Annotated in this window: 24 protein-coding genes and 1 tRNA gene; 7 read left to right on the forward strand and 18 right to left on the reverse strand. The window is 67.4% G+C overall.

The window, feature by feature from the left end; all coding sequences use genetic code 11:
- Positions 1-2: 2 nt before the first annotated feature.
- The 3 genes from FBZ33_RS27610 to FBZ33_RS27620 all read right to left on the reverse strand — a co-directional run bounded on the left by FBZ33_RS27610 (position 3) and on the right by FBZ33_RS27620 (position 2,432).
- Positions 3-269: a hypothetical protein gene (locus FBZ33_RS27610; RefSeq protein ID WP_141911185.1), complete on the reverse strand. Its 267-nt coding sequence runs from the start codon at positions 267-269 to the stop codon at positions 3-5.
- Positions 266-1,891 carry an FtsK/SpoIIIE domain-containing protein gene (locus tag FBZ33_RS27615; protein WP_255509052.1) on the reverse strand — a complete coding sequence of 542 codons (1,626 nt, stop codon included), beginning with the start codon at positions 1,889-1,891 and terminating at the stop codon, positions 266-268. The genes FBZ33_RS27610 and FBZ33_RS27615 overlap by 4 nt, the downstream gene beginning before the upstream one ends.
- Before the next feature lie 145 nt (positions 1,892-2,036).
- Positions 2,037-2,432: a transcriptional regulator gene (locus FBZ33_RS27620; protein ID WP_091402451.1), complete on the reverse strand. Its 396-nt coding sequence runs from the start codon at positions 2,430-2,432 to the stop codon at positions 2,037-2,039.
- A 278-nt stretch (positions 2,433-2,710) separates the two neighbouring features.
- Here FBZ33_RS27620 and FBZ33_RS27625 point away from each other — a divergent pair, with 278 nt between their 5' ends.
- Both FBZ33_RS27625 and FBZ33_RS27630 read left to right on the forward strand, forming a co-directional pair.
- Positions 2,711-4,156, forward strand: a complete 1,446-nt coding sequence (locus FBZ33_RS27625) for a hypothetical protein (protein WP_141911186.1) — start codon at positions 2,711-2,713, stop codon at positions 4,154-4,156.
- Between the two features lie 28 nt (positions 4,157-4,184).
- Complete coding sequence (locus FBZ33_RS27630) at positions 4,185-4,628, forward strand: hypothetical protein (protein ID WP_141911187.1); 444 nt, start codon at positions 4,185-4,187, stop codon at positions 4,626-4,628.
- On the opposite strand, the gene FBZ33_RS27635 is transcribed toward FBZ33_RS27630, so the two are convergent.
- From FBZ33_RS27635 to FBZ33_RS27645, 3 genes are all read right to left on the reverse strand, one after another.
- The gene (locus FBZ33_RS27635; protein ID WP_255509053.1) at positions 4,618-5,394 is read right to left on the reverse strand and encodes a glycosyltransferase; all 777 of its coding nucleotides are present in this window, start codon (positions 5,392-5,394) and stop codon (positions 4,618-4,620) included. The genes FBZ33_RS27630 and FBZ33_RS27635 overlap by 11 nt on opposite strands.
- Positions 5,382-6,203: a GntR family transcriptional regulator gene (locus FBZ33_RS27640; protein ID WP_112726485.1), complete on the reverse strand. Its 822-nt coding sequence runs from the start codon at positions 6,201-6,203 to the stop codon at positions 5,382-5,384. The genes FBZ33_RS27635 and FBZ33_RS27640 overlap by 13 nt, the downstream gene beginning before the upstream one ends.
- Before the next feature lie 149 nt (positions 6,204-6,352).
- On the reverse strand, positions 6,353-6,598 hold the full coding sequence (locus FBZ33_RS27645; RefSeq protein ID WP_141911188.1) for a precorrin-4 C11-methyltransferase: 246 nt from the start codon (positions 6,596-6,598) through the stop codon (positions 6,353-6,355).
- 1,014 nt (positions 6,599-7,612) lie between these two features.
- On the opposite strand from FBZ33_RS27645, the gene FBZ33_RS33825 reads away from it, so the two are divergent.
- Positions 7,613-7,999 carry a GntR family transcriptional regulator gene (locus tag FBZ33_RS33825; protein ID WP_370453107.1) on the forward strand — a complete coding sequence of 129 codons (387 nt, stop codon included), beginning with the start codon at positions 7,613-7,615 and terminating at the stop codon, positions 7,997-7,999.
- Positions 8,000-8,200: 201 nt separating this feature from the next.
- The gene (locus tag FBZ33_RS27660; protein WP_141911190.1) at positions 8,201-11,692 is read left to right on the forward strand and encodes an NACHT domain-containing protein; all 3,492 of its coding nucleotides are present in this window, start codon (positions 8,201-8,203) and stop codon (positions 11,690-11,692) included.
- A gap of 748 nt (positions 11,693-12,440) precedes the next feature.
- Here FBZ33_RS27660 and FBZ33_RS27665 read toward each other — a convergent pair.
- A tRNA-Tyr gene (locus FBZ33_RS27665) sits at positions 12,441-12,524 on the reverse strand.
- Between the two features lie 147 nt (positions 12,525-12,671).
- Here FBZ33_RS27665 and FBZ33_RS27670 point away from each other — a divergent pair.
- Positions 12,672-13,166 carry a YajQ family cyclic di-GMP-binding protein gene (locus tag FBZ33_RS27670; protein WP_088950253.1) on the forward strand — a complete coding sequence of 165 codons (495 nt, stop codon included), beginning with the start codon at positions 12,672-12,674 and terminating at the stop codon, positions 13,164-13,166.
- A gap of 165 nt (positions 13,167-13,331) precedes the next feature.
- Positions 13,332-13,970: a class I SAM-dependent methyltransferase gene (locus FBZ33_RS27675; RefSeq protein ID WP_141911191.1), complete on the forward strand. Its 639-nt coding sequence runs from the start codon at positions 13,332-13,334 to the stop codon at positions 13,968-13,970.
- A gap of 237 nt (positions 13,971-14,207) precedes the next feature.
- Here FBZ33_RS27675 and FBZ33_RS27680 read toward each other — a convergent pair whose 3' ends face one another.
- The 10 genes from FBZ33_RS27680 to FBZ33_RS27725 all read right to left on the reverse strand — a co-directional run bounded on the left by FBZ33_RS27680 (position 14,208) and on the right by FBZ33_RS27725 (position 24,400).
- Positions 14,208-14,477, reverse strand: coding sequence for a hypothetical protein (locus tag FBZ33_RS27680; protein ID WP_141911192.1), 270 nt, complete (start codon positions 14,475-14,477; stop codon positions 14,208-14,210).
- A 225-nt stretch (positions 14,478-14,702) separates the two neighbouring features.
- Complete coding sequence (locus FBZ33_RS27685) at positions 14,703-15,230, reverse strand: dihydrofolate reductase family protein (RefSeq protein ID WP_141911193.1); 528 nt, start codon at positions 15,228-15,230, stop codon at positions 14,703-14,705.
- A 158-nt stretch (positions 15,231-15,388) separates the two neighbouring features.
- Positions 15,389-16,648: an MFS transporter gene (locus FBZ33_RS27690; protein ID WP_141911195.1), complete on the reverse strand. Its 1,260-nt coding sequence runs from the start codon at positions 16,646-16,648 to the stop codon at positions 15,389-15,391.
- A gap of 144 nt (positions 16,649-16,792) precedes the next feature.
- Positions 16,793-17,668, reverse strand: coding sequence for a zinc metalloprotease HtpX (htpX, locus tag FBZ33_RS27695; RefSeq protein WP_141911197.1), 876 nt, complete (start codon positions 17,666-17,668; stop codon positions 16,793-16,795).
- 116 nt (positions 17,669-17,784) lie between these two features.
- Positions 17,785-19,287 carry an NADH-quinone oxidoreductase subunit N gene (locus tag FBZ33_RS27700; protein WP_141911199.1) on the reverse strand — a complete coding sequence of 501 codons (1,503 nt, stop codon included), beginning with the start codon at positions 19,285-19,287 and terminating at the stop codon, positions 17,785-17,787.
- Positions 19,288-19,342: 55 nt separating this feature from the next.
- Positions 19,343-20,851: a NuoM family protein gene (locus FBZ33_RS27705; RefSeq protein ID WP_141911201.1), complete on the reverse strand. Its 1,509-nt coding sequence runs from the start codon at positions 20,849-20,851 to the stop codon at positions 19,343-19,345.
- A gap of 55 nt (positions 20,852-20,906) precedes the next feature.
- On the reverse strand, positions 20,907-22,835 hold the full coding sequence (locus tag FBZ33_RS27710; protein ID WP_141911203.1) for an NADH-quinone oxidoreductase subunit L: 1,929 nt from the start codon (positions 22,833-22,835) through the stop codon (positions 20,907-20,909).
- Positions 22,832-23,194 (reverse strand): NADH-quinone oxidoreductase subunit NuoK, encoded by a 363-nt coding sequence (gene nuoK, locus FBZ33_RS27715; protein ID WP_099848708.1) that lies wholly within the window; start codon positions 23,192-23,194, stop codon positions 22,832-22,834. Before nuoK ends, FBZ33_RS27710 begins: the two co-directional genes overlap by 4 nt.
- A complete protein-coding gene (locus FBZ33_RS27720; protein ID WP_141911204.1) occupies positions 23,191-23,757 on the reverse strand; it encodes an NADH-quinone oxidoreductase subunit J in 567 nt (188 codons plus the stop codon). Before FBZ33_RS27720 ends, nuoK begins: the two co-directional genes overlap by 4 nt.
- A gap of 25 nt (positions 23,758-23,782) precedes the next feature.
- A complete protein-coding gene (locus FBZ33_RS27725; protein WP_099848712.1) occupies positions 23,783-24,400 on the reverse strand; it encodes an NADH-quinone oxidoreductase subunit I in 618 nt (205 codons plus the stop codon).
- A 95-nt stretch (positions 24,401-24,495) separates the two neighbouring features.
- On the opposite strand from FBZ33_RS27725, the gene FBZ33_RS27730 reads away from it, so the two are divergent.
- Entirely contained in the window at positions 24,496-25,071 is a 576-nt protein-coding gene (locus FBZ33_RS27730) for a Uma2 family endonuclease (protein ID WP_141911206.1), read from the forward strand.
- Here FBZ33_RS27730 and FBZ33_RS27735 read toward each other — a convergent pair.
- On the reverse strand, positions 25,052-25,480 hold the full coding sequence (locus FBZ33_RS27735; RefSeq protein WP_141911208.1) for an ester cyclase: 429 nt from the start codon (positions 25,478-25,480) through the stop codon (positions 25,052-25,054). The two genes, FBZ33_RS27730 and FBZ33_RS27735, sit on opposite strands and share 20 nt — an antisense overlap.
- Positions 25,481-25,566: the final 86 nt, after the last annotated feature.

A 25,566-nucleotide genomic window follows, 5' to 3' on the forward strand; every position in this document is an offset into this window, starting at 1 on the left:
GGTTACCTCCGGGCCGGGGCGACGCGGGTACGGATGTGGTCGGGTGGCTCGCCGAGGGAGGCCACCGCTTCGGAGAGGCAGCGCCACAGCGCCCACGCCTCGTCGGGGGTCAGGTACATGCGGCGCCGGCCGCCGCCGACCGCGAGATAGACCGGGTACGCATCGGGCCGAGCAGGGTCGACGCGCACGGACACGGCAGTGCTGGTGGCACCGTCGTTGCTGGGGGCGCGGAGCCGGTAGAAGGTGCGGCCGTCAGGCGGGGCGGTCACTGCGGCTCGCCCCCGTCGGTGTCCCGGTCGAGGATGTTCAGCAGAGAGTCCGGCAGCAGTGGTCCGCGACGTTGCCGGGGCAGAGGCGGCCGGGTTGGCTCGGTGGCGGTTTCGCGGCCGACCTGAGCGAGGATGTCCGCCGCGTCGGCCGGTGCTGGGTATTCGGCGGCCAGTTCCCGGATGTGGTCGTCGGAGATGTAGGAGAACCGGACGCGTGCCGGCTCGGGGGTGCCGTCGAGGATCACGTAGCCGACGCCCTTGGCCCAGCGGGGCATCTGGTCGGCGAGGGCACCCCGGTTGCGGGCACCGTCGCCCAACACGAGGTCGACCTGAGCGGCCTCGGTCAGGCCGAGTGCGATCCGAGTCGGGAACAGGTCCCGGAACGGCAGCACCTCCTTGCGGGGGTCCTGCAACGCGGCCACCACCAGAACACCGACGCCGGCACCCTGCGACAGCAGCAGCCCGAGCGAGCCGGCGATGCGCTTGCGCAGGTCTACGTCCTGGAGGTACGCGGTCAGTGCCGCCATCTCGTCGATGACGACCACGACCAGGGGATCAGCCAGGGTCGGCGTGTGGACCCGCACCGCGCCGGCAAGGCGGGTCTGCCGTTCCCGCATCACGGTGACGGCCTCGTCGAGCAGGTCGGCCATGGCCTCGAACGACTTGCAGGCGAACCGGGCGAACAGCGGCCGGCCCATGGCGAATTCCATGCCGCCCTTGGGGTCGATCACCCAGAGCCGGACCAGCCCGGAGGAGATCCCGCCGGCCAGGACCCGGACCAGCGACCACAGCACGGAGCCCTTCCCGGAGCGGGTGGCGCCGCCGATGAGTACGTGGGTGGCGAGCAGGTGGAGGCACCAGTGCCGCAGGTCTTCCCGCCGCGCCAGAGGTAGCGCGGTGAAGTCGGGCACCGACGGGACGTCGAACGGGTCGACCATGGTGCGTAGCGCGTCCGTGCGGACCACTACCAGGTAGACCACCGACGGCCGGTCCCGGAACCGCAGCCGGTCCACCGCGCCCAGGACCAGTGCCCAGTAGCCCGACCGGGTCGGCGGGTCGTCGGGGCGCTCGGAGTAGACCCGGGCGTGCCGCCGGCCGAAGGCGTACGCCAGGTTCGCCGTTGCCTTCTGGAACTCCTCGGGTGTCTGGCCGCGGACCATGCGGATGGTCAGCACGTCGAGCGCCTGATCTGAGCGGACCCGCAGCAGCTCCGGCAGGACCGTGCGGTGGTCGTACACCTTGGCCAGGCCGCAGAGGGTCATTGCCTCGCGCCAGGCCCGCCGGTAGACGAAGAGCTGACGGAACCGGCCGAGGATCGGGCCTGCGCACCAGGTCCACCAGGACGACTCGTGCCGCCACCGCCATAGCGCCGACACGCCGGCGGCCAGGACCACGGGCACGATCACGCCGGACCGGCCGAACTCGCGGTAGAGGCTCACCCCAGCCACGACCAGGCCGACGGCGACCGGGTGGCGAAGACACCACCACAGGCCCCGCCACAGCCATCGCAGCACCAGGCCGATCGCGATCAGCCAGACCGGCAGCTCCAGGCGACGCGGCCGGATCACCATCAGATCCCCGGCGGTGGTCATCACGACCTCGCCCCGCGGCCGGCGGATCATCGCGCACCCGCCACTGTGGGCCGCCGCAGGACGGCAGGCATACGCTTGGACATGTCACTACCTCTCTCGACAGAGCAGGGGAAAGAGACAGAGGGCGGGGCTGCCGTCCGCCAAGACCTGACAGCCCCGCCCCCACCAGATGCGGCTACTGCGCCGCCTTCGTCGCCACGCCCGCCGGGGCACGCATCCCGGTCGCCCGCAGCGAATACGCCATCCGACCGTTGTTGCCCACATACGGTGTGACAGTCATGCCGTCGAACTCCACCGCCTCGAACAGGCCACCCGTCGGCGGCACCGGCTGGTAGTCCGCCGAGATCTTCACCGTCGTCTCCCGCGACCGCTTCCCCAGCTCCGGATCCAGGTCCATCACCCGGACCTGCCACACCCGCTGGCCGGTCAGCTTGTCCTTCGCCGGGCTACGCCGACCGGTCTTCTCGTCGTAGTCCTCGACCTCGCCCAGAGACTCGGGCACCAACGCGCACCCCGCCGGGAACACGTCCTCACACCGCACCGCGAACCTCGTGCCGCCTCGCAGAGCCATCGCTCAACCTCCAACTTGTTAACTTGTCTGCCAAGTTGCGTCCAAGGTAGACGGCACTTGGCAGACAAGTCAACAACCTATGAGGCAACCCGCGGAGTCGTCGGCGACGCAGCCGTAGACCTTGGAGCCGCTCAGTGCGGGATAAGACCCCTATGGCACAGCTTGCCCAGCAACGAGCTCTAACTTCCCGGCCCTGCTGTACGTATCGCCCAGCGCAATGTTCACTTAGGATGGAGAACCCAGGATAATCAATCGCATTTGATTGGAAGCATTATCCCTTGAGCATCGAAGACTCCCCGACTGAAATCGGGGGCAGCGAGGCAGACTTTACGCCAGAGGTGGAAATCGAGAATCAAGATTCTCAACTTAGAGCACATCCCCACCTCCCCTCCATTAACGTGGCGACTGAACTCCTTTCCGCTTCCGGATGGTCCATTTCCCATGACGATGGGGACCGCTATGAGATAAAGAGCAATCCTCAAGCGGAAGCGGCCGCCAAATGCAGTTCGGTTAGCGTCAGATTACTTGCACACGAACATTCCTTCGGATTTACGCCGACCGACAAGCATGTCGGACATATATCCGCCGACAACCGATACGTTGAATTTGCCCTCAAAGCTGTCGAAAGCAGATTTGGGCGGGGCCAAATCCACCTCGATGTCGGCTGTTCGCATGCACTCAGAAGCAACGACCATCCTTCGCTCTTCCCGAATGCACGAACTCATCTAGGCATGGCAGAGCCCGGCCCTGCAATCTGGGCCCACGTGCACAGTCCGCGCGCGAGGACCTGCATCGAGATTTCAGCCGCGAGCGCGAGCATGGCATTTCAAATGCTTGAGGCGGAGGCTCGCTGGGGATCCCCTTGGTCGAGAGACGGCCGAGAGCTAACGCGATTCTATTCGATCAAGATTCGATTTGAAAACGATCTCGGTCGCCCGGTAGCCCTACACGTGGCAGAAGAACTGGCTCGATCCCTGCTCTTTGAAGCCGCCGCTTCATTGCGAACGTCGACGAGCCTCATCCCCAGGATGGAGCGAGGGTCGTATCATGCCCGTATAGCTTCGCGCCTTGCCACTCTGCGCTTTCCTGTCGCACGGTTCAATGATCAGGCTGCCGCCCTCTTCCAACTCGCCTCCGATCGTTTCAACCAGACCGTCCTAAACCGTTACATTCTTTACTACCAAAGCGTCGAATACTACCTACCGCTGCATGACCGGAAGGCAGCCATCCAACAGATTCGACGAACCTTGCACTCCCCACTCTTTAGCCTGTCCGACGACGAAGACGTGCTTAGCTTGATTGGCATTCTAGGCAGGCAGTCATCCAAGAGCGAGCGCGATTCTTTCGTAGACTTGGTTGCCGACTCCGTAGGTTCCGACAGGATAATGAACTGGTTGACACAACTCGAACGATCCGTGCCAGAGCACTTTACAAAGAGAGGGCCCATCAAGCATGTCACCACCCTCTCGTCCAAGGACACATCGCGAGACATCGTCAAGCAAGTCGCAAATCGCATTTACGACGTCAGGTGCCGCATAGTCCACTCCAAAGCCGGTGGCGGCAAGGAAGGCATTGAAGCAATCTTCCCAGGAGATCGCGAAGCGAATGCCATGCAGCCAGACCTAGAGCTGTTGCGAGTGGTGGCCATAGAAGTGATCTCCGGATTTGGGTCGCCGCTAACCCTTGCCGGCGCGATGGACACCGATGCACGGAACGATGCGTAGGAGCGATTTTTCTGGGTAGAGGCCCAGCATGGTAGGAAGGGAACACACAACACCGGTTGATGAGTCGCATGCGCGGCCGGGAAAGATGGAAGACATAACCGTTGAGGCCTTGGGCGAATTGAGCAAGGCGCTCGAAACGATCCACCGGGTGCGCGGTCACCTGTACTCGGCGCACCAACTCGTCGGCGGGGCGGACCTCACACTTGACCGGGTCGTGAAGCTACTCCGCGAAGCCGGACACGACGAGATGGCTGATCGGGTCGAGCACGAGCTGTTGGGACGCAACGTGCTGCCCGGCCGGTGGACGTTCCAGATCGTGGAGGAGTTCGACGACGGCTACTACGCCGCGTTCCAGGAGATCGAGCGGGACGCGCGGGAGACGCTGGCCGGCGGTCGGCGGCACATCTTCGAGGCGGAGATGAAGGAGCGGCGGCGTACCCACGGGATGCCGGGGCACGAAGCTACGCCGTAGCGCTGCCGCCGAAGCCGTTCGGGATCATCGAGGCCAAGGCGGTGGCCCGTGCCTCGATGATCCTCATCCGTGCCTGGTACTCGGCCGGTTCCCGGTGCGCAGCCTGGCTGGTCACCTGGCCGGGCCACTTGCGGTAGAGCAGGCCGTACTCCCGGGTGAAGTAGCCCGCGCTGACCGCGTTGGCAGCGAGCAGGAGGCCGGTGTCCTCGGAGGCGGGCAGCGCCATCCAGCCGCCCAGGGCGAAGACGAGATCCCGCCGCAGGCACAGGGTTGCCGGGTGCACCGATGCCCGGTAGTCGTTGGCCTGCCAGAACGATAGGACAGAACCGCGGTCGATGACCCCGCCGGAAGGGTCCTTGTCCCATCCGGCGGTCGACCCGTCGGGCAGCAGGTCGAGTACCCGCGAGGTGGTCCAGCCGATCTGCGGGTGCGCGTCGAACGCGGCAATGTCTCGGGCGAGCGCGCCGGGGGTCAACTGGTCGTCGGCGTCCAGGACCTTGATGAGTTGCCCGGAGACTCGGGCGAGCGCGAGGGTACGGGCAACACCGGGCCCACCGGGACGGCCAGTGCCGAGACTGATCCGGGGATCGTCAGGCAGCGCGTCGACCAGGGCGCCGGTCTGCCCGTCCTCCTGGACGAGCCATTCCCAGTCCCAACCGACAGGCATTTCCTGCTTGGCCAACGACTCGTAGGCGCTAGGCAGGTGCTCGATGCTGGGCGCGTGGACCGGGGTGATGACCGAGACGAGCTGCGTCAAGTTTTCCACCGCTGGAGTTTGTGGGAGTAGACAAGCTCGGTGCGGTCGCCCGGCATCACCACGTCGGCGACCTCGACGACGCGACCCGTGGTGTCGGTTGAGGTCTTTCGCACGGTGAGCACGGAGACGCCCGGGTCGATGTCCAGCAACTCGGCCTCATCGGGCGACGGCGGGCGGGCACGGATCTCGTCGTCGATCCGGTCCAGCTCGATGCCGAGCGTGTAGAGCTGGTGCTGCGTGCCGCCCGGCCACGGTTCCTTGCCCGCGTCGAGCAGGTCCGGGTTCGCGGCCACCAGGTCGTAGGGCAGGTAGGAGTACGACACGGTCAGCGGCGCGTTCTCATGCCGCGACGACGTCCAGTAGACCCGGCGCAGCAGCGGAGTGCCCGGCTCGACCTGCAAGGCCGCCGCCATCTCCGCATCAGCCTCCACCTGGGAGTACTCGGCGTGGAACTTCAGGTCATCGACGGTCAGGCCGGTGTCATGTTCGGTGGCGCCAGTCTTTAACCGCTCGTCCTCGTCGAGCAGGACGCGATCCTTCTCCCACTGGTACCGCTCGGTGTTGCGACGGCGTACCCGTTGACGGGGTGCCCTCACGTAGGTGCCGCGCCCCTGCTCCGCGCGGACCAGGCCCCATTCGCGGAGCTGCCGGATGGCGTTGCGGACGCTCGTGCGCGACAGGCCCGAGGTGTCGGCCAACTCGGTTTCGCTGGGCATGAGAGTGCCGGGGGCCAGTTCGCCGCTCACGATCTTCGCCCGCAACTCTTCCGCGAGTTGCAGGTAGCGAGGGCGCCAGTCCCGGCCTTGCACACCGGTCACCGTACCCCCTAGACGTTCCAACGTCTGCCAGGTGGTGCCGCCGGCGGGCCGCTCAGGAACCGGCGGCACAGCTACCGCTGCACGCGGTGGCCGCGCAGAGCGCAGGCCAGGTGTAACAGGAACGGCTGAGCCCCGACGGGTGTTGGCGTTCACCCCGTCTCTCCGACCCGCTCGCCGCCATCTGCCGGTGTCAGCATCTCCAGCTGGGCGTATACCAACTCGTCAATGAGCCGGTCCACCTGCGCGGGCGACAGGAGTACGGTCTGCGTCGCGCCGTATCGGGTCGCGTCGAGCTTCACGGCCAGGTCCCGGCGGGCGAACCGGTCAACGACCAGTTGGACGGTGACCCAGCCGGTCCGCTCCCGTCCGATGGTGGAGAGAAGCCCGCGGTGCATCGGGTCGTTCGGTCCACAGCCTCGACACCAGACCGGGCACACAACAGGTGCGATCGATGACGGCGACGGGCCCTCTGGGGTGTCAGCACCCTTACTCATCGCCGGCCCCCTGTTGTCCGGTGGCCTGCGCCAACGATTCGCGAAGTTGCTCGACCAGTTGGGCTGCCTGCGGCAAGGACAGTTCCGCCCAGGCGTTCCCGGCTCGGCACGTCACGTGAACACCGACCATGGGGCCACCCAGAGCCTCACTGCTGATGAGGTAGGTAACGACGAGTCCGCCCGCCCGACTGTCGCCTGCCCGCTGTAATGGGCCGCGATGACGGCGAGCCATGTGCGTCATCACCGGTGGCACCAAGTAGCCGCAGCGATCCGGGGCGCACCAGTCCGGGTGACTTGTGACGGGAGCCGGCTTGTTCGGACGACTCATCGCGGCCACCGCCCGCCGTTGCCTCGGAAGAGCTGGGCTCGCGTCATCAAAGGTGCGTACCGGAGCGCAGGCAGTTCGCGGGTGGCACCCGTCGACCACCGCGGCGAGGAGGTAGTAGATCCCGCGCGTGGACTCGACTGAACGTTGCTGGTGATCCCCCGGGCAGGTGGGCGCCTCCGAGACCACCAGGACGAGAGCCAATGGTGTCGACGATGAGAGCCGGACATCGCACCTCCACGGGTAGGCGGGGACCGGTGGCCAGCCACGGGGGAATGCGGCCGGCCACCGGCCCGGATGAAGGCACGGCACACCGTCCGACGCCGGACGGGTCGGGTATCGCCGAGCCAACTTGTACGCGCGGCTACCGCAACCGGTCCGACAGGACGCCGCGCATCAGGTGCGACCAAGGCTGGCGCGTGACCATCCCTGACACGAATCGTCAGCCCAACCGCACACAGGGAAACGTATCTACAAGTGGACGAGTTGTCCAGACGTCGAAACAGGTCATTTGGTTGGCACTTGGTAAGACAAGTGCCAGGTACGGTGAGCAAGTGCCCACCCCGCACTACGGACAGCCCCGCTACCGCATGATCGCTAATGAACTAAGGGAACGAATCGAGGCCGGAATCATCCCGCCGGGTAGTCTCCTGCCAGCCGAAAGCGCCCTCACCGCCGAGTTCCGGGTGAGTCGCGGCACGATTCGCCAAGCCATAGCGATCTTGCGTGAGGCGGGTGCCGTTGTTACGGCACATGGTCGAGGTACGCATGTGGTTCCGCGCCGACGCGAGAGCAGGCCAGACGAGGATTCCGAGACGGAGACGCGACGACGCCAGGTCAAGGCCGACCCGGAGCTGGCAGCCCTCTTCGCTGTCGAAGTCGGCACTGCGCTAGTCGAGCAAGAGAGCGTTACCCGAACAAACGGAGCGGTCGGCAAAGTCATCAGAAGCTACCGACTGTTTCGAACGAGACAGTAGCGGTCGGGACGGAGTGCTGCGCTAGAGCCTCACCGAGGCCACTGCGTCCCCCAACCGACTTGACCTGCAATAACGGTCCGCTGCCACGGGCGACATCTCGGCGACTGCCCCTTTGCCGTCGGCTGTGCCTCAACGCTCTCAGCGGCTAGGCCAGCCATTGGTGGGTTACCAAGGGCGGGAGCGTACAGGTATAACCACCTGATGGCCCTTGCAGAAGTACTCACCATCAACATCGGTGTGTCGATCACGAAGTGGATCACCAAGGCGTGGCTCGGGGACGGCCTGCGCTCGGAACTGGCGGGCGGCGCCTACGACCTCGTTGGTCAGCGTGTCCCAGAGTTCTTCGCACAACGGCGACTCAATCGACAACTCGAACAAGTGGCCGAAACCTCCGGCGAGAAGCTCTCGGCTCTGATTGAGCAGGAGTTCAGAAACACTCCCGAGAATGAGAGAAGCGCCGCAGTCATCGCTGCGTCTGATTCCCTGGAGGCAGGTATCGGGCGCATTAACCTTGCCGAACTAGACTTCGACCCTTTGCGCCTTTACAAGGAGTTGAAGCTAATTGATCGGCATAGGGTAGAGCGAGCTGCATTGTCCGGATCAGCCGCACGGCTATACGACCTTGTGCTTTCGGAATCCTGCACCTACATAGTGGAAGTCGCATTGACGCTTCCACAGGCGGCCACGTCTGCATATATCGAATTGTTGCGTCGTGATACAGCCCTAATCGACCTCGTTCGCGAAGTATATCAACGGCTCCCAGACCCGCGGGCATTGCAATCTCATTCGAAGAGTCACCTCGCCGAGTACGAGACAAGCTATCGACGCCTCATGGCTCGAAAGTTCGACCGCCTCGAGTTGTTCGGCTTGTCAGTATCCGAACTGGGCCGGCGGTATGCTCTGAGCGTCGCTTACATCACGCTTTCCGTAAAGCAGAGGACCACCACGGCGGTCGCGGACCGAAGCGCGGAAGACGACCTCATAGACGAAAACCCCGACGGGGATCAAGATTACCTACGTGTCGATGAGGCGATCGGTCGGACTGAACGAATTTTCGTTAGAGGGCCAGCAGGGTGCGGCAAGACCACTCTACTTCAATGGCTTGCAGTGAAGGCGGCGCGTGAGGATTTCGAAGGACCGCTCGCCGAATGGAACGGGATAGTCCCAATATTTCTTCCGCTGAGAAGGCTTGATCCGGGCAACCTTCCAGGCCCACGAGACTTCCTCAAGCAAACGAGCGTTTCTATTGCCGAGGAAGCGCCTGATGGGTGGATTGATGAAACTTTGCGCCATGGTCGGGCGCTGGTTATGGTCGATGGCGTGGATGAGGTTCCTGAGAGCGCGCGTCCAAGTGTTCGTCGCTGGCTAGAGGACCTAATGGATACGTACCCAGACTGCCGATACGTAGTAACAAGCCGCCCTGCGGCCGTGCCAGAAAACTGGTTACGATCTTCAGAGTTCGAACCAATGGATTTACAGCCGATGACCGGAAGCGACATTCACGCATTCGTTTCACACTGGCACGAGGCAGCCGCTCGGGGCATAGATGACTCAGAGGCTCTAGCCGAACTCGAGGGATATAAGATTGCTCTTTTGCGATCTGTCAGAACAAATCGCCAGATCAGAAATCTGGCTACGACTCCACTCCTTTGTGCAATGCTCTGCGCCCTGAATAGAGATCGGCGCACGCACCTTCCAAGAGATCGCGTCGAACTTTACCGGATTGCCCTTGAAACTTTATTGGAGAGGCGAGATATAGAGCGGCAAATCGACCATACTGCCTACCCTCAACTATCGCTTCCTCAGAAGATTATATTGTTGCGCGAGCTCGCTTACTGGTTGATGCTTAATGACCAATCTGATACGGAGCTATCAATTGCTGGTGATCGGATCGAGTACAGGCTGCGGAATATGCCCGGGATCCCGGACTCCGCCCCCGAAGTTACGAGATATCTGCTCGTACGGAGCGGACTACTTCGGGAGCCTATCCCGGGTAGGGTTGACTTCATTCATCGAACCTTCCAAGAATATCTAGCCGCGATTGAGATTGCCGAGTTAGGAAACATCCCATTCCTGATCAGTAAGGCGAATGAGGATCAGTGGCGAGAGGTGGTCATTCTGGCATCCGGCCACTGCAGTGTCAGACAAAAGGAGTTGCTGCTTGATGGGATCATAGACCGCGGGAACGAGGAGCCAGCAAACCGACACCGCTTGCATTTGCTCGCGGTGGCTTGCTTGGAAACGGCCAGAGAGTTGCCGCCCGCCCTCGCCGATCGAATTACCCAATGCCTCTACGAGCTTCTTCCCCCAGGCAACTTTACTGATGCTAGGGACTTGTCGTCCGCAGGCGACCTCGCACTGACCCTCCTCGGTCGTTACGCGCGCGAGCGCGCGCCTATCGCTGCAGCATGTGTAAGAACCGCAGCGCTCGTCGGGGGGGATCTCGCGACCGAAGTTCTGGCTTCATTCGGGAGCGATCGACGAATTACCGTGCAGAAAGAACTGATTCGCGCTTGGGGACTTGCCGAGAACTCCGAGGAGTTCGCCCGCAGGGTCCTTGCTGACACGCCCTTTGCCAGGGGTTCCGTTGTCATTACAGATTCCAACCTTCTGCCCTTTGTCCATATTCTCCGCGGTGCAGCCGACGTCCGCGCCCGTGTGCCCGGTTCGCCAATCGACGAAATACCGCCTACCCCGGCCCTTACATTCCTTGATGTTTCCGACTCTCCGCGGCTACGTTACCTCGAACACCTTCGTCGTTCGCCGGAGCTGAAGACGCTGATCATGTCTCGTTGCGGATCGATTGAAAATCTAGACTTCCTTGGTGAGTCAGTGAATCTTGGGCGGCTGACGATCCAGGGCTGTTCTGGCTTGGTTGATGTTGCAGGTCTGCGGGGCGCGCCCAGGCTTCAGTACTTAAACGCATCTTTTTGTGGTCGCGTCGCAGACTGGACGCCACTACAGGCGCTGAAGTCACTGACGCAGCTTTACCTAACCGCAACTAATATCACCGACCTTGGGCCTCTGTCGGAGATGACCGCCCTAAAGATCATCGCATTGGAAGGGACGGAGATTGCGTCGCTTGACCCATTGATTAGTTCCGCAAGAACGATTAATAACCTCGACATTTCTGGGTGCGAGGAACTTCAACACGTAGATGCAATAACAGAAATGACGCATTTAAGTACTCTTAGTTGCGTGGATTGCATCTCCCTTTCCAACTTGCCCGATCTGGGGCGGTTGGAGGCTCTCCGCCACCTTAATTTAACGGGCTGTTCGGGCCTCGTGAGCATCACATCACTTCCTCGTAACTTGGAATTCCTTGCGATGGATCACTGCGGTTCGCTGCAGATCGGCCGGGACGTATGGGAACTGCCACGACTTGACACCCTTTACCTAGACCGCACGACGACGGACGATCTTTCTTTCGTCGAAGGCTGCGAGCAATTGAGCTCCTTGACACTCTACGAGTCGTCCAACCTCCGTAGCCTTCGACCACTTGCCGGCCTTAAACAGTTAAGCGATCTAGACATTCGAGGCTGCAGCGAAGGCTTGGACCTCCGAGATTTGGGCGATTCCCGAGATGAACCGATTGTTGTGTTCCTGAGGCCCGATCAGGCTGTTCAAGGTGAGAGGGAGTTTCTGGGCTGGGGTAATCATGTGGACCGGTCGGGCTCCTACAGCGCCATATAGGGGGCAGGCCATGCTTCAGATTGCTTTCTACTTTGCAGCGAAGCGACGAGGGTTACTGGGCGGCTTAAGCGAAGCCTTAGCGCCCCTTTCGGGGCCCACCCGGGCAATCTTTCCGCACGTCGCAGCTCCCGTCTTGCACTCTTGTTCGATAACAGGAGTGGCTAACGCCTGGGTCGGCAGACGGAACTAGCCTCGCGGCCGGTGTGCTGACGTCCTAGCCCGCCGGTGATTCGCCCCGCTGCCGAATTTCTCTGTTCTGGATCAAGGCGCCGCGCTCCGCGCGCCGCGGGCGGTGAGCCGGCCGGCGGCAAGCCGCCCCGGCCGCCTCCGGCGCCGGGACGGAGAGCCACCGACTGCCGCCGGACCGCCGCCCCGAACATCCATTGACTAGACGCAGCACGACCACGGCTAGGCGGTACGGAAGCCGTCAGGTCGACCTAACCGAGGGCCAGGGCTTCCGGCTGCCGCGCCAGTCCAACCCCGGGACTGGCTTGCCCCCGGCCTACCTCCGCGGCCAGGCAAGCCCCACGGCACCCGTAACCGGTCGCTCCAGGCGGGTTCGCACCGGGCCGGCCTCTCCCCAGGGCACGAGCGTTCGCAGCCCCAGAGAAGCCCTGAGAGGCAAGATCGACCTGCCCACCATCTGCCCACAACCAGTCGCCAACGCCTGGACTCAGCCGGACTCGACCAGACAAACGACAACGGCCCCCGATCAGCATCTCTGCTGGTCAGGGGCCGTTTCTGCACCTGGTGGCGGGTAGAGGATTCGAACCTCTGAAGCTTTCGCGACGGATTTACAGTCCGCTCCCATTGGCCGCTCGGGCAACCCGCCAGGGCACCCCACCGCGTCGTAACGCGGCGGCGGAAGCAAGGATAGCGGCTTCCCCCGGGACCTCCGCAACCGGGTACGGTCAGGGGGTCGTGCCGCTGGTCGGTGGCCGACGGCAAGCCCAGACCGCCGGACAGCAGGAGCAGAAACATGGCAGCGAACCCGTCGTTCGACATCGTGAGCAAGGTTGACCGCCAGGAGGTCGACAACGCCCTTCGGCAGGCGGAAAAGGAGCTCGCGACGCGGTTCGACTTCCGCGGCACTGGTGCGGAGATCTCCTGGTCCGGCGAGGAGGCGATCGGTCTTCAGGCGGAGACCGAGGAGCGGGTCCTCGCCGCACTGGACGTGTTCAAGGAGAAGCTGGTCAAGCGGAACATTTCGCTGAAGTCGCTGGACGCTGGCGAGCCGCGCCCGTCCGGCAAGATTTTCAAGATCGACTGCAAGGTGATCCAGGGCATCGAGACGGACAAGGCCAAGGCGATCAGCAAGAAGATCCGCGACGAGGGCCCCAAGGGCGTGCAGGCGCAGATCCAGGGCGACCAGCTGCGGGTCACCGGCAAGAAGAGGGACGACCTCCAGGCGGTCATCTCGCTGCTCAAGGGCGAGGACTTCGGCGTCGCCCTCCAGTTCAACAACTACAGGTAAGGCGGCGACCGCCGGCCTGGTCAGCGGGTCGACCGTGCCAGTCACCTGGGCGTACGCCGTCACTTCTGGTCGGTATCGGTCGCTCGCGATCGGCTCCCGACGGCTTGGTCACGGCCCGGACAGGCCCCCTGGCCGAGCCGTCGGCGCTCTGCCAAGCTGGCCCAGATGACCGCCCGGACTCACTGGCAGGCATGGCATGAGCCGTACGCCGACGAAAACTCCCCGCTGTCTCGTCGGCTGCGGCTGGTCCAGCAGCACATTGTCTCGTGGCTTGATCAGCGCTTCGACGAACGGCTCACTGCGATAAGCGTGTGCGCGGGGCAGGGTCATGACCTTGTCGGCGTCCTCGCCTCAAGGGCTGATGCTCATCGTGTCCGCGGAACCCTGCTTGAGCTCGACTCGGGCAATGTGACTGCCGCTCAGGCCGCCGCCAACCAGGCCGGGATCTCCAACATCGTGATCAGGCAGGCTGACGCGGGCCAACTCTCTGCGTATGCGGGGACCGTTCCGGCCGACCTGGTGCTCATGGTCGGGGTCTTCGGCAACATCTCAGACGCAGACGTGGAGCGAACCGTTGCTGCCCTGCCCCGGCTGTGTGCCGAGGGCGCCACCGTGATCTGGACCAGGACCCGGCGAAACCCGGACCTGACGCCAGCTGTACGGGAGTGGCTCCGGGATGCCGGCTTCGTGGAGCAGGCATTCCACGCTCCGGACGATGTGCAATTCTCGGTGGGCGTTCACCGGTTCGAAGGTTCTCCGCAGCTTCTGGACCCTGCGGGAACCATCTTCACGTTCCTGCCCTGACGCCAACTGGTCGCTGCCCTATCTCTGCCCCGAGCGCCTGCCGGGCGGTTCGCCCATGGGGTCGTCGCGTGTCGGCATCCCCCGGATGGTCGGCAGCACCTCTTCCCGAAAGACGCCGTGCAGCCGGCGCAGTTCCCGCGCCGGATGCTCGGAATCGTCGACCCACACGTCTCAGAGCGGGTACGGCTGATCGCCGATCACCGTGACGGCGCCGACCGCGCTCCGTGCCGCCGTGTCCTACTGCCTGATCCGCTCCGGATGCACACCGTCGACCATGCCGTGCCCCGGCACCTGGATGCAGAGCGCCCCCGGCTCTGCCCCGCACACCGGGCAGCGCCGCCAATCCTCGATCGAGCCCGGATCGTGCCCCAGTTCACCAGCCATGCGGCTGATCTCCACCGCCGCCTGGTGCAGGTCGTCGTCCTGATGCCGGGTAGCGGCCCGATGGACCTTGCGCACCGCGCTCTTCGCACGCTCTTCCATGGGATCGGGGTCGGGGTCGGGCATGGCAACGTCGTTCCCGGGATACACGACCTGAAACGGATCCAGTTGCCGAGCGGCGGGGTTCAGCGCTCGGCCGTCGAAACGCTCATGCAGGCATGAACCTCCGGGTCGGCATGGACTCACCCAGGCCGTCGTCAACCACCGGGTCGGCGTCGACCGCCCCAGCCCGGCGGCGGCTCGCTCCGCTCGTCAGGCGGGAGTCCATCGACAAGGCATGGACAGTCGGGTTCAGTAGACGACGCTGTACCAGTGCTCGGTCTCGCCGGGCAGTGGCACCAACCGCACCTTGGTGCCGCCCGGGTGGTCGAACATGCGCACCCCGTCGCCGAGCAGCACCGGGGCGAAGAACATCAGGATCTCGTCGAGCAGACCAGCCTCGATGCACTGCTTGGCGACATTCGCGCCGAGGATGTTGACGTACCGGTCCCCGGCGGCCCCCTTGGCCTGGGCGACGGCGGTGTGCAGGTCACCGACGAACGTGACGTCGGCGGGTGGCTCGGCCGGTGGTTGGTGGGTGAGGACGAACACCGGCCCGTGGTATTGGCCGCCGAACGCGCCTTCGCTGTCGGTGCCGCGGTTGGGGTCGTCGCCGCCGAAGGTGCCATTGCCGGCCAGGATCGCGCCGACGCTGTGCAGCAGGCGCTCCGCCGTCGGGTTTTCGCCGCCGAGGTGGTCGGTCAGCCAGGACATGTCGCCGCCGGGGCCGGCGATGTAGCCGTCGAGTGACGCCGTCGCCGAATATAGAACCTTGGCCATGCGCCCAGGGTAGGCGGCGGAACTCGGGTTCCTTGAAGTCGGGGTATCCGCCGCGCAGGAACACCCCGACTTCAAGGAACCCGAGTGGATCAAGCCGGCCGGTAACCCGAGTGGATCAAGCCCGCACGGAAGGCACGCCCGCATGGAAGACGGCGGGGTCAGACCGCCACGGGCTGTTCGGCGCGTACCGCCGTGTTTTCCGCACGGGCGATGGGCCCGGCGGGCAGCGCGGCGACCACGGCCCCGACTGCGACGGCCGCTCCGGCGAAGAGGAACGCCCAGCTGACGCCGCCGGTGTGGTCCACGATCAGGCCGGCCACCGAGCCGCCGGCCGCGCTCGACGCGACCGCCACGGTGACCACCCAGGTGTACGCCTCGTTCAGCATTCCGGCCGGGGCGATCCGGCCGACCAGGGTGTTCTCCAGGGTCAGCGCGGGCGCGATGGCGGCCCCTCCGACGACCAACGCGACGCCCAGCGCCAGCGGGGTGGGCATCACCGCGAACACCACGAAGGTGCCGGCCACGGCGGAGAGCAGCAGGGCGAACTGGCGGGTCATGTTCGGTGCCGGCTTGCGGACGCCGAACCAGAACCCGCCGATGGCGCTGCCGACCCCCCAGACGGCGAGCAGAATGCCGGCCAGGCTCTCCGGGTCGTCGGTGGTGTGGCCGCTCGCGTACGCCGGGACGATCACCCCGGCGGCGCCGAACGCGATGCCGAGGCTGGCCACGCAGACCAGCAGGGCCGGGAATCCACCGACCCGCAGCGGCCCGAGCCCTCTGGCGTGGTGCTCCTTCGGGTGCGGGCGCCAGCCGCGCATCACCTCGCCGAGGGCCACGGCGGTCGTGCCGACCAGGGTAACCACTGCCGCGCCGATCAGCGCGGCTGCCGCGTCGGCGAACAGCACGAAGCCGGCGACGAGCAGCGGGCCGAGCACGAAGACGATCTCGAACAGCGACGTCTCGGCGGCCAGCGCGGTGTTGCGCAGGGCGTACCGGCCGGAGCTGGGGCTGGTCAGGTCGTTCCAGGCGTTACGGATGGCGGCGGTGAGCGGCGGGTACGTAGCGCCGGCCACGGCGCTGGCGAGGTAGATGGTGGGTAGGGCGTCGTCACCCGAGCGGCTGGCCAGCAGCAGCGCGATGAGCGCCACTGGGTGGGCCACGGCGGTGACCAGCAGGACGGGGGTGGGGCCGACCCGGTCGGCGACCCGCCCGGCCACGGGGCTGAGCGCGGCGCCGGCGACGGCGTAGATCCCGCCCGCGATGGCCGCCAGCGCGTACCGCCCGGTCACCTGCTCGACCACCAGGAGCAGCGCCAGTGGGGTCATGCCGATCCCGAGTCGCCCGATGATGCCGGTGATCAGCAGCATCGGTGCGCCGGGGATCCGCCACACACCCAGGTACTGACGCAGCGCGGCCACCGAAACCTCCGAAAATGTAATGAGCGTGAGCCGTTACGACCCTAACGCCGCCGCCGGACGGGACGGCACCGGATATCAGCCTCGACACAGCGCTCCGCCCGTACCCGGCGTGACCGGGTACGGGCGGAGGCGTGAATCAGTGGGTCAGCGCTGGAACTGCACCGGCCCTGCGTTGGCGGCCATCTGCTCCAGCCGGGCGACCCGGTCCTCCATCTTGGGGTGGGTGGAGAAGAGCGCCGCCATGCCGCCGCCCCGGAACGGGTTGGCGATCATGAGGTGGGCGGTGCTGGTGAGCTGGCCCTGGGCCGGCAACGGCCGACGGCGGGCCACCGCGTCGATCTTGCGGAGTGCGCTGGCCAGGGCCAGCGGGTCGCGGCTCAACTCGGCACCCGAGGCGTCCGCCTGGAACTCACGGCTCCGGCTGATCGCCAACTGGATCACCGTGGCCGCGATCGGGCCGAGGATCAGGGTGAGCAGCAGCACAGCCGGGTTCGGTCGGTCCTCGTCGTCCCCGCCGCCCAGCGGGATGAAGAAGGCGAGGTTCGCCAGCAGGGTGATGATGCTGGCCAGACCCGCCGCCACGCTGGAGATCAGGATGTCCCGGTTGTAGACGTGTGACAGCTCGTGCCCGATCACACCGCGCAGCTCGCGGTAGTCGAGGATCTCGGTGATCCCCTGAGTGACACACACCGCCGCGTGCTGGGGGTTACGACCCGTGGCGAACGCGTTGGGCTGCGAGGTCGGGCTCACGTAGAGGCGCGGCATCGGCTGCCGGGCGTCGGTAGCCAACTCCCGCACCATCCGGTACAGCTCGGGGAACTGTGCCTCGGTGACCGGTTGCGCCCTCATCGAGCGCAGTGCGAGCTTGTCGGAGTAGAAGTAGGTGACGCCGTTCATGACCAGTGAGACGACGACAGCGATGACCAGACCGCCACTGCCGCCGAACCAGTAGCCCACCGCGAGGATCAGGGCGCTGAGCAGGCCAAGCAGCGCTGCGGTCTTCAGACGGTTGTGGTGCACGATGTCTCCTTCGGTGCACGGATCGCCGGGATCCGCTGACCGGTTCAACAACCCGGTACCCACCAACCATCCGTCTCAACGCTGAGAGTTCACTGAGACTGAAGTGCCAGGTCAGGTCAGCGGCCGGCCAGGTCGAGCACCAACTGCGGGGCGACGCCGAGCACAACGGCGGCCACCGTCGCCACCGCCAGCACCACGGCCACCACACCCACCACGGGTACGGCAGCCGCACCGCCACCGGCTTGCGCCGCAGCTGGGCCGGGCGTCGTCGTCGCCGGTGCCCAGAGCGCGGCGGTCACCCGCAGGTAGTAGGCGAGCCCGATCACCGCGTTCAGCGCCACCACGAGCGCCAGCCAGGCCGCCCCACCGTCGAGCAGTGCCCGGACCACTGTCACCTTCGCGAACAGGCCGGCGAGCCCCGGCGGCAGGCCGGCCAGGCCCACCAGCGCGAGACCGAGCGCCGCGGCCCGCCAGGGGTGCCTGCGGGCCGCCCCACGGAGGTCGTCCAGCGTGCCGCCGTCCGCGCCGGCCGGGCGCAGCGCGGTCACCCCGGCGAACGCGGCCAACTCCAACACCACGAAGAAGACGGCGTACGCCATCGCGGCCGCGTACGCGGCGGAGCGTGCCTCGTCGGTGCGGCCGGCGGCCAGCGCCAACGCCCCCAACGGGGCGAGAATGTAGCCGGCCTGCGCGACGGACGACCAGGCCAGCAGCCGGACGGTACGCCGCTGGCGCAGCGCGACCAGGTTGCCGACGGTCATGGTGAGCACCGCGAGCAGGGCGAGCACCGGGCCGGTCTGATCCGGCGGGAGTGCCCGCTGCACGACGGCGAGCAGTGCGACAAGGCCGCCCAGCTTCGACGCCGTCGACAGATACGCGGCCACCGGCAGCGGCGCGCCGTCGTAGGTGGCCGGCGCCCACGCGTGGAACGGCACCGCCGCCACCTTGAAGGCCAGCCCGACCAGCAGCACCGCCACCGCGGCCGTGGTCAGCGGCAGGTCGCGCAACTCCGGCCGTTCGGCGAGCAACGCGCCGAGCCGGTCCAGGTGCAGCCCACCGGTCACCGCGTACAGCAGCGCCGCGCCGAGCAGGGTCAGCGTGGTCGCCACCACGCTGACCACGAAGAACGTCACCGCCGCCTCGGCGCTGGCGAGGCTCCCCCGACGCAGGCCCACCAGCACGTACAGCGGCAGGGTCAGCGTCTCCAGGGCGACGATCAGGGTGATCAGGTCGCCGGCCGCGCCGAGCACCACGCCGCCGGTCATCGAGCAGGCCAGCAGGAAGCAGTATTCCCCCACCGGCGACCGCCCCGCCCGCAACGCGGGTGCGGAGAGCCCGAGCACGCCCAGGGTGAGCAGGGCCACCACCGCGCCGACCAGGGCGGCCCGGCCGCCGAAGATCCAGGAGCAGTCCGAGCCGACACAGAACGTCCGCCGCTCCCCAGCCGCGCCGACCAGGGCGGCGCCGACGGCGGTGCCGAGCGCGCCCAGCGCGGCCACCACGATGGTGGCCCGTGGCCGGGCCAGCAGCAGGTCGGTGAGGAGCACGAGCACTGCGGTGCCGGCGGCCAGGTAGGCCGGCAGCAGCGCGACGCTGTCCACGCTCTGCACCACGTTCATGTGAGCCTGCCTCTGTTCGCGACTGCGGGGCTCCGCTTCGCCGTACGCCTGGCGCTCACCGGGAGACCACCCCGATCAGGGCGTCGACGGGAGCCTCGGCGACGCCGAGGACCAGCGCCGGGGCCAGCCCGATGGCCAACGCGAGCAGCACCAGCGGCACCCACGCGGTCAGCTCCGCACCGGCCAGGCCGGGGCCGACCCGCCCCACGGCGGGGCTCGGACGGTTGTGGGTGACCTGGCGCAGCAACCGCAGGAAGTACGCCGCAGTGAGCGCACCGCCGATCGCGGCCAGCACCCCGAGGGTGGTCCAGAGCGGGCCGCCCACCTGGACGGCCGCGATCACCGCGAACGCCTCACCCCAGAAACCGGCCAGCCCGGGCAGACCGAGCGACGCGACAGCCGCGAACGCCAGCAGACCGGCCAACCGGGGCGCGGTCTCCCGCAGCCCGGACAACTCGGCGATGGTGCCCGTGCCGGTCCGGTCCTTCACAGCCCCGGCCAGGAAGAACAGCAGAGCAGTGATCACCCCGTGCGCGATGTTGCCGATCAACGCCGCCTGGATGCCGATGGTGGTCAGCGTGGCGACGCCCAGCAGCACGAAGCCCATGTGCCCCACGCTGGAGTACGCGATCAGCCGCTTCACGTCGGACTGGGCCAGGCAGACCAGTGAGCCGACCAGGATCGCGGCAACGGCCAGCACGCCGAGCACCGGCGCCGCCCAGTGGGCGCCCTCCGGCGCCACCCCCACCGCCACCCGGATCAGACCGTAGGTGCCCATCTTCAACAGCACGCCGGCCAGCACCACACTGCCCACCGTTGGCGCCTGGGTGTGCGCGTCGGGCAGCCAGGAGTGCAACGGCCACAGCGGGCTCTTCACCGCGAAGGCCAACGCCAGCAGGGTGAACGCGGCCAGCTGGGTGCCCCTGGACATCCCCGCACCGCCGGTCAGGGCCACCACGTCGGCGGTGCCGGCGGCGGCGACCACCACGTACACGCCGACCAGCAGCAATACCGAGCCGAACAGGGTGTAGAGCGCGAACTTGCGGGCCGCCCGACGCCGGTCCGCGCCACCCCAGCCGGCGATGATCGCGTACATCGGCAGCAGGACGACCTCGAAGAACAGGAAGAACAGCACCAGGTCCAGGGCGAGGAAGGTGCCCAGGATGCCCACCTCGACCACCAGCAGCAACGCGACCAACGCCCGGCCACTGCCGCCGTCCGGAACCCGCCACATCGTGTACGCGCAGCAGAGCAGCGTGAGCAGCGCGGTCAACACCACCAGCGGCCACGAGATGCCGTCCACGCCGAGGTGGAAGCGCAACTCCAGGCCGGGCACCCAGGGCAGGTCCAGTTGGTGCCACGGGCGTACTGCCGGCGCCCCGGCCGACCAGGCGACCCAACCCCGTCCGCCGAACACCAGCGGCACCGCGGCCAGCAGAGTCAGGGCCGCCGCGACAGTGCCGACCAGCCGGGCCGCCCGGTCCCGGGGAGTCGCCGCCACCGCGACCGCGCCGAGCGCCGGCACCGCCAGGACGGCGACCAGCAACACCTGCCCAAACGTCATTGGATCGCCTTCGCTCGCGACTGCGGGGCTCGCAAACCCGGCTCACTCCTCGCGCTCACAGCTTCACCCCTATTACGGCGGCCAGCCCGATCAGCAGCGCGCCGGCCAGCACACCGGCGGCGGCCCGGGGCAACGCCGCTCGGTGCAGCGTGGCCAGCCCCGCGCCCAGACCGGACGCGGCCCGGCCGCTGCCCTCGACCGCGCCGTCCACCACCACCTCGTCGCCGGTGCGCGCTACGCGGGCCAGCGCGCGGACGGGACGTACGACAAGGGTGTGCTGGACGTCGTCGAGCCGGAACGCGCGGGCGAAGACCGGCCGCAGCGGGCCCAGCGCGACCGCCGGGTCGGCGGTCGGGTCCCGACGCCAGCCCAGCGTGACCAGCCCGGCGCCGACCAGCAGCAACGCGAGCGGCAGCAGCATCCCCGGCCCCACGTGGACCAGGCCGTCCTCGGAGCCCGCCACCGGCACGGTCGGGAAGCGCAGGCGGTCGGCGAACGCCCCGACGAACCCGGCCAGACCGAGCAGCGCGGCCGGCACGGCCAGCAGCAGCACCGGCCAGCGCAGCACCGCCGGCGGGTCGTGCGGGCGGACCAGCGGCAGGCGTGGTGTGCCGAAGAAGGCGCGCAGCAGCAGCCGGCCGGCGTACCAGGCGGTGATCGCCACGCCGAGCAGCCCGGCCATCCACACCAGCCAGCCCACCCACGACGGTGCCGGGCCGGTGCCCTCCAACGCGGCGGACTCGGCGACCGTCAACACGCCGTCCTTGCTCCAGAAACCGGCGAGCGGCGGCACCCCGGCCAGCGCACCCAGGCCCACCACGGTGCACCAGAACGTCACCGGCATGCTGCGCCGCAGCCCGCCCATCTCCGACATCAGGGTCGTGCCGACCGCGTGGATGACCACGCCGGCGGCGAGGAACAGCAGCGCCTTGAACGCGGCGTGGGTGAGCAGGTGGAACAGCGCCGCAGACGGAGAGCCGACCGCCAGCGCGCCGGTCATGTAACCCAACTGGGACACCGTCGACCAGGCCAGCACGCGCTTGATGTCGTCCTGGGCGGTGGCGGCGTGCGCACCGAGCAGCAGGGTGATCGCGCCGACCACCCCGAGCACGGTCAGCGTCACCGGCGCGGCCGTGAACAGCGGGTAGAGGCGGGCCACGGCGTACACGCCGGCGGCGACCATCGTGGCGGCGTGGATCAGCGCCGAGATCGGCGTCGGACCGGCCATCGCGTCCGGCAGCCACGTGTGCAGCGGGAACTGCGCGCTCTTACCGGCGACACCGGCGAGCAGCAGCAAGCCGGCAGCGGTCAGCGTCACGCCGGAGTGGTCGTGGGCGAGCACGTCGGCGATCCGGAAGCTGCCCGTCGACACGCCCAGCAGCGCGATGCCGAGCAGGAACCCGACGTCACCCACCCGGGTCACCAGGAACGCCTTCATCGCGGCGGCCGGCGCGCCGGGCAGTCGACGGTCGTGGGCGATGAGCAGGTACGAACAGAGGCCCATCACCTCCCAGCCGACCAGCAGCATGATCAGGTCGCCGGCGACCACCACCAGCAGCATCGCACCGGTGAAGAGGCTGATCTGGGCCGCGTACGGCGGGTAGCGGTGGTCGACGTCGATGTCGTCGTGCGGGCCGCGTCGCAGATAGCCGATCGAGTAGACCTGCACCGCAAGGGCGACCGCGGTGACCGCCACCGCGACCAGTGCGGCGGCGCCGTCCAGCCGTACGCCGAGGGTCACCATCAGCCCGCCGACGTCGACCCAGGTGGTCGACGTCTCCGTCGGCCCGTCGACGGTCAGCAGCAGCGCGACGGCCAACGCCAGCGCGACGGCCGCACCGCTGACGCCGAGCGCGACGGCCGCGTTGCGGGCCCGATCGCCGCCGGTCGCGCTGTTGCCCCGTGGGGCCGGTGGCAGCAGCAGGCCGAGCAGGCCGGCGGCCAGCGGTACGGCGGGCAGCAGCGCCCCGATCAGCCCGGTCACCGGCGAGCCTCCGTGTCCAGGACGGCCGGCTCTCGCCCGTCGAAGGGCTGCGCCGGCTCGGTCAGCGGCACGTCATCCACCGCGACGGTGGCCCGCAACCGGTAGAGCTGGAGGACGATCGCCAGCCCCACGCCGATCTCGGCGGCGGCGAGGACGATGACGAACAACGCGAAGACCTGCCCCGAGTGCGGCAGCACGGCGCGGGCGGTGGTGTCCGCGGTGACCAGGATCAGGTTGACCGCGTTGAGCATCAACTCGACCGACATCAGCACCAGCACCGCGTTGCGGCGGCGCAACACGCCGTAGACGCCGAGGCCGAACAGCAGCGCGGCGGTGACGTACGGGATGACCGGCCTCACCGGCGCCCCCCGGGCTCGACGTCGACCCGGGCATCCGGTGCTGCCGTGGCGTCGCGTTGCGGGGCGGGTCGACCGATGTCCGGCCGGGACAGCACGATCGCGCCCACCAGCGCGGAGAGCAGCAGCACGGACAGCACCTCGAACGGCAGCACCCAGGACTGGAAGATCTGCTCCCCCAGACGCTCCGCGGTGCCCGCGGCCGGAAGCGCGACGCTGTTCCAGCGGTACGCGTCGATCAGCAGGACGGTCAGCCCGAGCCCGGCGCCGCCACCGATCAGGGCGGCCGGCCAGCCGGGCCGGTCCAGGTCGTCGGAGGCACCGATCGGGGCCCGGGTCAGCATCACCGCGAACAGCAGCAGGACCACCACCGCGCCGACGTAGATCAGCACCTGCACCCAGGCCACCAGCTCGGCGCTGAGCACCAGGAAGTCACCGGCCAGCGCGCCCAGGCACACCACCAGGTAGAGCCCGGCCCGGACCAGGTGTTTCGTGGTCACCACCAGCACGCCGGCGCCAACCGCCACCGCGCCGAGGGCGAGCAGCAGCACATCCGCTCCGGTCACCGGGCCGCCTCTCCGGCTCGGGCGGTCACGACGCCGGGTCCTGGTCGGCGTCGGAGCGTACCGATGGAGGGGCCGGACGGGCGGCGGCCGCCTTGCGCGCGGCGGCGGTCTCCTCCTTGGCCGGCTCACCGTTCGGGTCGTGCGCGGGCGGCGGCGGAACCGTGGCCATCCACTGACCCAGGTGGTCCTTGTCGTGCAGCAGGTCCTTGATGTCGTACTCGGCGTACTCGAATTCCGGTGACCAGTAGAGCGCGTCGAACGGGCAGACCTCGATGCAGATGCCGCAGTACATGCAGAGCGAGAAGTCGATGTCGAACTTGTCGAGCACGTTGCGCTGGCGGGGGCGGGCGGCGCCGGGCACCGCCACCTCCTCCTTGTGCGAGTCGATGTAGATGCACCAGTCCGGACACTCGCGGGCGCAGAGCATGCAGACCGTGCAGTTCTCCTCGGACAACGCGATCACGCCACGCGAGCGGGGCGGCAGCTCAGGGGCGACGTCCGGGTACTGCTGGGTGGTCGTCCGGCTGGTCATCGTCTTGAGGGTGACCGCCAGCCCCTTCACCAGGCCCGCGCCGGGCAGGCCACGCGCACCGGTGGCGCTGGCCGGGTCGCCGTGCTCGCTGGGGTCGCTCATGCCGACCATCCTGCCCTGTGGCCCCGGCGCGCGCGACCACCACCCACAGGTCCAGGGCGATACCGTGGTCGCGGGGAGAACGAACGCACCTGGAAGGACCTGCCATGACCGCCGCGCTGCAGAGCGACTACCCGCCCGACGGCGGGTGGACGACTGACGATCTGGATGCGCTGCCCGAGGATGGCCGCCGCCGGGAACTGCTCGATGGAGTGCTGCTGATGTCCCCCTCCCCCACCCGCACCCACCAGAAAATCGCGATGCTTCTTGGCACCGCGCTCGACGACGACTGCCCCGACGGCTATGACGTGACCCAGGGCGTCGAGGTGCGGATCAACCGCACGCGGTCCTTCATCCCCGACGTGCTGATCACCACGGCCACCGCGGCGGCGCGGGAGCCGTCGAAGTACGAGCCACACGAGGTGGTCCTTGCCATCGAGATCGTCTCACCGAACACCCGCTCGATCGACCGGGTGTTGAAGCCGGCGCTGTACGCCCAGGCCGGCATCCCGTTCTACTGGCGGATCGAGACGCAGGGTGGCGCGCTGGAGGTCGTCACCTACCGGATCGACGCGGTGAACGAGGTCTACAGCGAGACGGGGCGGTGGACGAAGTTCGTCGACACCGGCGAGCCCTTCCCGATCAACCTGGCGATCAGTCGGATCACGCCCCGGGTCCGCTGACGCCGGTCGGGGGCAGCATTTCGACTCCGAGTTGTTGGAGCAGTTGGAACAGCTCGTTGCAGCTCCACACCTCGACGATCCGGCCCGCCGCGTCGAAGCGCAGGAACGTCGCACCGGAGTAACTCACGACCTGCCCGGTCGGTGGCACCGGCCCGAACTGCCCGGCGTGCGTGCCGGCCGCCCGCCAGTGCACGGCCACCCGCTCGCCGGCCGCCACCACGTCCACGATCTTGTAGCGCAGGTCCGGGAAGGCCGCCCGCCGCTCGCGGTGCCAGGCCAGCATCGCCTCCGGCCCGGTGCCGCCCAGCCCCGGGCAGTCGTCGGCGATCAACTCGTACGCGGACTCCTCCCGGCGCGCGTTCCACACGTCGGCGATGAACCGGCGGGCCGCGGCCTCCACATCCGTCATGCCGGCAGGGTAACCGGGTCCACTCCGCGTCGCTGAGCGGTAGATCCGTAAGGATGGGGTAGAGACACTGACCAGACCGGGAGGGT

This window comes from Micromonospora sp. A202 (genome assembly GCF_006715105.1).
GTDB classification, from domain to species: domain Bacteria; phylum Actinomycetota; class Actinomycetes; order Mycobacteriales; family Micromonosporaceae; genus Micromonospora; species Micromonospora zamorensis.